The following is a 6559-nucleotide window of genomic DNA, read 5'->3' as shown; positions in this document are numbered from 1 at the left end:
CCCCCGCTTGATTCTGCGCATATCCATGATATGAGCGGAACGCGCGAATACGCTGCCGCAGAGCGCATCGCCCGTTCTATAGAACGCGAGATGGGCGTACAGCTGCCTTGTGAGGAGGTTACCTACATCGCGATTCACCTCGCAGGTCGTCAGACACTACCCGATTACGAGAACATCTCCGAGCCCTCAGTCATAACCGATGAGGTTTGGCAGGTTGTTTCGAGAATGCTCGACCTTGTATGGAAGACGTTCCGCTTCGATTTCCGCAACGATCTCGAGCTTCGTATGAATCTCGCGCGCCACATCGTCCCGCTTGCGTATCGCTTGCGATATCACATGAAGCTTGAGAATCCGCTACTCTCTGATATCACGACCCGCTTCCCGCTTGCCTACACCATTGCGGTGGATGCTTCGGCGGTACTGGCGACCACCTATGGCGCTCGCCCTTCAGAGGATGAGATAGGGTATCTTGCTCTTGCCTTCGCACTTGCGCTTGAGCGCCAGAAGCAGCCTGCTCCAAAGAAGCGCTTGCTGCTTGTATGCGCCTCCGGCCGTGGAACAGCGAAACTCCTCGAATATCGCTGTAAGCAGGAGTTCGGCGATTACCTCGATTCGATTCTGACCTGTGATTATACCCAGGTTAAAAACGTCGACTTTTCTCACATCGACTACGTGTTTACCACCGTGCCGCTTGATGCCGACTTGCCTGTCCCGGTACGTCAGATTGCGCTCTTCTTGGATGATGACGACGTTGCGGGAGCTCGTACGGCACTGAGCGAGCCTGTATCCCGAAATGGAGTTCGAAGGTTCTTCCGTGAGGAGCTCTTCTATCCGCACCTGAAGGCGCATGACGAGGCAGAAGTGCTGGACATGCTCTGCCGCAACCTTGCGTCGATTGGTGGCTATGGCCCTAGGCTTCGCGAGCTGGTTCAGGCGCGCGAGGATCTTATGAGCACAGCGTACGGCAACGGCGTTGCCGTCCCGCATCCGCTCGAGGCGCTCAAGGGCAATACGCTCGCTTGCGTGGCTCTCCTTGATGAACCGGTGGCGTGGGGGCAGGAGGGCGTGTCCGTGGATACGGTGCTACTTGTGGCCTATGGCACCGATGACGTGTCAGAGATGAGCGAATTTCATCGCGTGGTCGTGAATTTGCTATTCGACAACGATGGCACGAGGCGTCTTCGCGAGATCGGAGATTTTGAATCGTTTTCGTCACTTATTGGAGAAGAGGAAGGAAGTGCATCATGACCGACAAGCAACAGGTCGCCGGCGATGATGAGATGAAGGAGTTTACTCCCGAAGAGCTCGAGATGCTTTCGTTCGGGCTTATCGGTTCGGCGGGTCAGGCGCGCAGCCTTGCGTTCAGCGCTTTGAAGGCGGCGCGAGCGGGAGATTTCGAGCACGCGGATGAACTCATCACGCAGTCTAAGGAGGCCGCTATCGCCTCGCATGATCAGCAGACGAAGCTGCTTGTGCGCGAGGCGAACGGTATCCATACGCCCGTCGATGTAATGCTCGTGCACGCGCAGGATCACCTCATGACCGCCATGCTCGCACAGGAGCTTATCGAGGAGCTTATCCATTTGTACCGATGCAAGGAGGACCGTGCGTGTGCCGGCCCAGTTGCTGAGGATACGCAGGCGTAGGCGTTATAAGAAGGGAGAAAACGCCATGAAGGTACTGCTGGTATGCGCTCAGGGCATGTCGACGAGCATTCTCATGAAGAAGCTCAGGGGATATGCCGAAGAGCAGGGAATCGATTTCGAGATCAACGCGGTGGGCATTGGGTCGTTCAAGGAGGTGTGCGAGAAATACGACTGCATTTTGCTCGGACCGCAGATTAGTTATCGCAAGGATGAGGTCGTGAGGGGAACGACGCGCCCTGTGGGTGTCATTGCTCCGGCCGACTATGGCATCGGTCGTTGCGAAAACATCTTCAAACTTATTGACGGCCTGCTTCAGCAGTAGCCTGCGCGGCCAGTGCCCTTGCGACAGCTGTGCCCACATGGACACTCGAGAGTCTCAAGGAAACAAGGAGGGGAAACCATATGGCAATGGAAGACATTTTTAATAGTCCTGTGCTCATCAAACTGCAGGCGTTTGGACAGAAGCTTGGAGCCAACCGCTTTGTCTCTGCGCTACAGAATTCGATGATGTCGATGATGAGCGTGCTCATGGTGGGCGCCATCTCTCAGATTGTGTGCTCGATTGGTGGGCCCACCATGCTCAACCTGTACAGTACCGATAGCGCTATCTATCAGATCCTGTACACGCCGTATAATTTTACTACGAACCTTATCGCGCTGTATCTTGTAGCCATTTTGGGCTATCTGTACGCGCGTAACATGGAGGTCAAATCGCCCATTGTGACGGCCGTCCAGTGCGTTGCGTGCTTCCTCGTGGTCGCCGCGCCCTACACCACCGATGCTTCTGGTGCCGCCGCGCTTGCTTCTAGCTATCTTGGCGCTACCGGCATGTTCGTGAGCTTCCTCGTGGCGTTCGTGGTTGTTCAGGTTGAACATTTCTGCACGGTGCATAAGGTGTACATCAAGATGCCTGACATGGTGCCCGAGGCGCTCCAGAACAGTTTCGCCGGTATCGTTCCGTGCTTGTTTAGCATGGTGCTTTTCGTCGCCGCTTCTGCTGGTATCTCGGCTGCGACCGGCGGTGCCTACACGCTGGCCTCCGGCTTCCTGGCGCTGCTTTCTGTGCCGGTTTCCGCGCTTGTGTCACTGCCCGGTATGTTCATCATCGTCGCCTTCGGTTGCCTTCTGTGGTGCTTCGGCATTCACGGTTACTTCGTGGTGTCCTCGTTCCTGAGCCCCGCGCTCTACGGACAAATCGCCGAGAACGCTGCCCTTGTGGCAGCCGGTCAAGCTTCCGTGTTTGCTCCGTCGTTGCTCTTCAATTGCATGGCAACGGTCGGCGGTTCCGGTTGCACCTGGCCGCTTGTGCTCATGGGCCTGCGCTCTAAGTCCGAGCAGATTCGTGCCGTTGCCAAGGTTGGCCTCGTACCCGGTTGGTTCAAGATCAACGAGCCGGTTACCTTCGGCATGCCCATCATGTACAACCCGATTCTTTCGATTCCGTATATCATTGCGCCGTTGGTGAACATGGTCTGGTTCACCATTGGCTACATGACCGGCATCATCACCCCGCTGTGGATTCCCATGGGTGGAAATATTCCCATCGGCCTTGCCGAGTATCTGGGCTCGCTCAACCCCATGAACGCCGTGTGGTGCTATCTGGCGATCATCCCCACGGGCATCGTCTGGTACCCGTTCTTCAAGGCGTACGAGCACCAGCTTGTGAAGCAGGAGCAGGAGGCCGAGGCTGCCGAAGCTGCCAAGGCATAAGCTTCGTTTTGCTTGTCCGTCAAGCCTGCTTGCGTGCGGCCGCCGTGGCCTACACCGATTAGCTCGCGCCATGGTGCTTAGCGCGCAAGGTTTGGGAGCATTGCTAGGAAGGGGTGCCCGCCTCATGAAAATCGTGCGCACATTTGATGTAAGTGCGGAAGAGTTCTTCGATGCGCTCGTTTCGAAACTTCGTATCGAGATCGAGGAGGCTTCTGACATACCGGCGCCGGCGAACGTCGCCGCAGGTATGGTGTATTACGCGCGTAACGCCGCTGGCACCCCTTGCATTCGCACACGGATTTCGAAGCTTGAACGTCCTCGGCGCATGGTGATCGAAGCTCGAGATGGTACTGAGTGGGCTCGAACGGAATATATCTTGGAGCCTGTGCCGGGCGAGTCTGACGCTGAAGAGCGCGTCTCTGTCTCCTTCAGGCAGGATGCGAGCGCGTTCGAACGAATGCTTGCCGGTAAAGGCGCCATTCGTCGGAACATGGCGGAGCTTTCGTATCTGCGCCGCATGCTCAACGGCCTGTATGCCGTCGAGCGAACAGCACAGGATCGCCGCCGGGGAATCGAGCCCCAATCTCGTCGTATGCAACAGAAAAAACAGCGGTTTTCGCTGTTGAAAGGAGTTCTCCATGTCTGATTCTAAACGCTATGCCATTGCCGTTGCGGGTGGTGGATCGACGTATACCCCCGGTATCGTGGCATCACTCGTTACGGAGGAGGAGCGGTTCCCTATCCGCAAGATCGTGTTCTACGACAACAATGCGGAGCGTCAGGAGACTGTAGCGAAAGCCTGCGAGATCTTCCTGCAAGAGGCTGCTCCTGAAATCGAGTTCATTTACACGACCGACCCAGAGACGGCTTTCACGGACATCGATTTTGTTATGGCGCAGATTCGTGTTGGCCTGTATGACATGCGCGATAAAGACGAGAAGATTCCGCTGAAATACGGTGTGGTTGGTCAGGAGACCTGTGGACCTGGCGGTATTGCGTACGGCTTGCGTTCCATCGGTCCCGTGATCGAGATTCTCGACTATATGGAGAAGTACAGCCCGAACGCGTGGATGCTCAACTACTCCAACCCGGCCGCCATCGTTGCCGAGGCGACGAATCGCCTTCGTCCCAATTCAAAGATCATCAACATCTGCGATATGCCCGTGGGGTCGTTGCGCCGCTTTGCAAACATGTGCGGCATCGACGATTGGCACAAGCTCCAGGTGAGCTACTATGGTCTTAACCATTTTGGCTGGTGGAGCGCCATGTACGACGATAAGGGCAACGACCTTATGCCCGAGATTCGCAAGCATGTCGCAAAGAATGGCTTCATCGATGGTATGCCGGCCGATACGCAGCATGCTGACAAGAGCTGGTATGAGACCTTCCTAAAGGTTCGCGACGTCTATGCGCTCGACCCCGATACCATCCCCAACTCTTATCTCAAGTATTATCTCTATCCGGATTACGTGGTGGAGCATAGCGATCCAAACCATACGCGCGTCGACGAGATTCGCGAGGGGCGCGAGAAATTCATTTTCACTGCGTGCCGTGAAGTTGCTGAGAAGGGCACAGCCGAGGGCAGTCGGCTCTTCACCCCATTCAACCACTCGGACTACATCGTCGACCTTGCGTGCGCACTTGCCGAGAACACGCTTGGCCGCTTCATTATCATTGTGCCGAATGAAGGCGCAATCGAGAACTTCGACCGTGATGCCATGGTCGAGATCCCCTGCATTGTTGGCAAGAACGGGTATGAGCGCATCGTCCAGGGTGCAATTCCTCGCTTCCAGAAGGGGCTCATGGAACAGCAGGTTGCTGTCGAAAAGCTGGCTGTAGACGCGTGGATCGAGGGGTCTTATCAGAAGCTTTGGCAGGCGTTTACGCTTTCGAAGACCGTGCCGTCCGCGAGCGTTGCGAAGCAGATTCTCGATGACATGATTGAAGCGAATAAGGGTTACTGGCCTGAGTTGAAGTAGACACCGTTGGGCTTCAGGCGTGGATGTCCTCCTGCGCCTGAAGCCCGTCTTTTGCGATGGCGTCCCGTCCTCTAGAACTTCAGGCAACATTTGGCGTGCTGCAAGGTGAAATATCCGGGCGGCACGCCATTTTATGCCTGAGGATCTCTGATTTTGAATGCGTTTACGTTCGCGCAGATAGCCACCTCGCCTCGCCCCCCGCACCCCCACATCCAAGATGGTAGAATCGGCACGATTGAACCATCGAGCTGAAGGGGTGCACATGGATTCGCTTGAGCCGCGCGATGCTGACGCGCCGCGCAACGCCGCCGCGGCGCCGGCGGTCGCGTTCTTCGACGTGGACGGCACGCTCACGTACCATCGCGACGGCGTGCCCGAGGACCAGGCGGCACCCTCGGAACGCGTGTGCCGCGCCCTCGAGGCGTTCACGGCGCGCGGGAACATCGCCGTGCTCTGTACCGGCCGTCCGCCCATCACTGTCTCGCCGGCGCTGCGCGCATGCCCGTTCACGGCGAAGATCATGCTCGCGGGCGGCTGCGTGGAGTTCGGCGACGAGGTCGTGCACCATGAGTTCATGCCGCGCGACCTGCTCGCCCGCCTCGTGGACGAGCTCGCGCGCGCACGCATGTCGGCGTTCTTCGAGACGTCCTCTCGTTGCCTGCTCGTCGAATGGCCCGAGACGCCCCTTTCGTTCGACATCGGCTACGAGCACACGAGCATCGACGAGCTCCGCGGCATGCTCGGCACGCTCGAGGTGTCCAAGGTGGTACTCGAGTCCCACCGGCTCGACCTGCTCGACCCTGCAATGCCCTTCATACGCGAGGATTTCGTCATATCGAACCTCGGTGTGGGCGAGCACGAGATCACACTGCCCAGTACCACGAAGCGCAGCGGCATGCAGGTCGTCCTGAGCGAGCTGCGCCGGCGCGGCGTGCAGGTGGGGACGGTCTACGGCTTCGGCGATTCCGAGAACGACGTGTCGATGCTCGAGGCGGCGGACGTCGCCGTGGTGATGGGCAACGCGCTGCCCCAGGTGCGCGCCTACGCCGACTACGTGACCGACACCGTGCAGGAGGATGGCGTGGCCACCGCGCTCGAGCACTTCGGCCTCGTGTGAGTCATTGGGGACGGGTTCAATTGACTCAGTGAGTCAAACGAGCACGTCCCCAATGACTCGCTGAGTCAAACGAACCCGTCCCCAATGACTCGCTGAGTCAAACGAAC

Annotated in this window: 7 protein-coding genes; all 7 read left to right on the top strand. The window is 57.6% G+C overall.

Annotation, left to right across the window (positions count from 1 at the left end; translation table 11 throughout):
- Positions 1 to 1248: BglG family transcription antiterminator (locus BN423_RS08865; protein WP_154820260.1), on the top strand; the 1248-nt coding region annotated here is incomplete at its 5' end.
- A complete protein-coding gene (locus BN423_RS08860; protein WP_019239897.1) occupies positions 1245 to 1646 on the top strand; it encodes a PTS lactose/cellobiose transporter subunit IIA in 402 nt (133 codons plus the stop codon). The genes BN423_RS08865 and BN423_RS08860, both read left to right, overlap by 4 nt.
- A gap of 25 nt (positions 1647 to 1671) precedes the next feature.
- Positions 1672 to 1968, top strand: coding sequence for a PTS sugar transporter subunit IIB (locus BN423_RS08855; RefSeq protein WP_019239896.1), 297 nt, complete (start codon positions 1672 to 1674; stop codon positions 1966 to 1968).
- Between the two features lie 80 nt (positions 1969 to 2048).
- A complete protein-coding gene (locus BN423_RS08850) occupies positions 2049 to 3356 on the top strand; it encodes a PTS sugar transporter subunit IIC (protein WP_019239895.1) in 1308 nt (435 codons plus the stop codon).
- Positions 3357 to 3480: 124 nt separating this feature from the next.
- Positions 3481 to 4002 (top strand): DUF3284 domain-containing protein, encoded by a 522-nt coding sequence (locus BN423_RS08845; RefSeq protein WP_019239894.1) that lies wholly within the window; start codon positions 3481 to 3483, stop codon positions 4000 to 4002.
- Entirely contained in the window at positions 3995 to 5335 is a 1341-nt protein-coding gene (locus BN423_RS08840) for a 6-phospho-alpha-glucosidase (protein ID WP_019239893.1), read from the top strand. Before BN423_RS08845 ends, BN423_RS08840 begins: the two co-directional genes overlap by 8 nt.
- Positions 5336 to 5597: 262 nt before the next feature.
- The gene (locus BN423_RS08835) at positions 5598 to 6452 is read left to right on the top strand and encodes an HAD-IIB family hydrolase (protein WP_019239892.1); all 855 of its coding nucleotides are present in this window, start codon (positions 5598 to 5600) and stop codon (positions 6450 to 6452) included.
- Positions 6453 to 6559: the final 107 nt, after the last annotated feature.

The sequence above is a fragment of the Enorma timonensis genome (genome assembly GCF_000321165.1).
Taxonomy (GTDB): domain Bacteria; phylum Actinomycetota; class Coriobacteriia; order Coriobacteriales; family Coriobacteriaceae; genus Enorma.
Note: the sequence above shows the minus strand (reverse complement) of the source record. Positions and strands in the feature narration are given on the sequence as shown.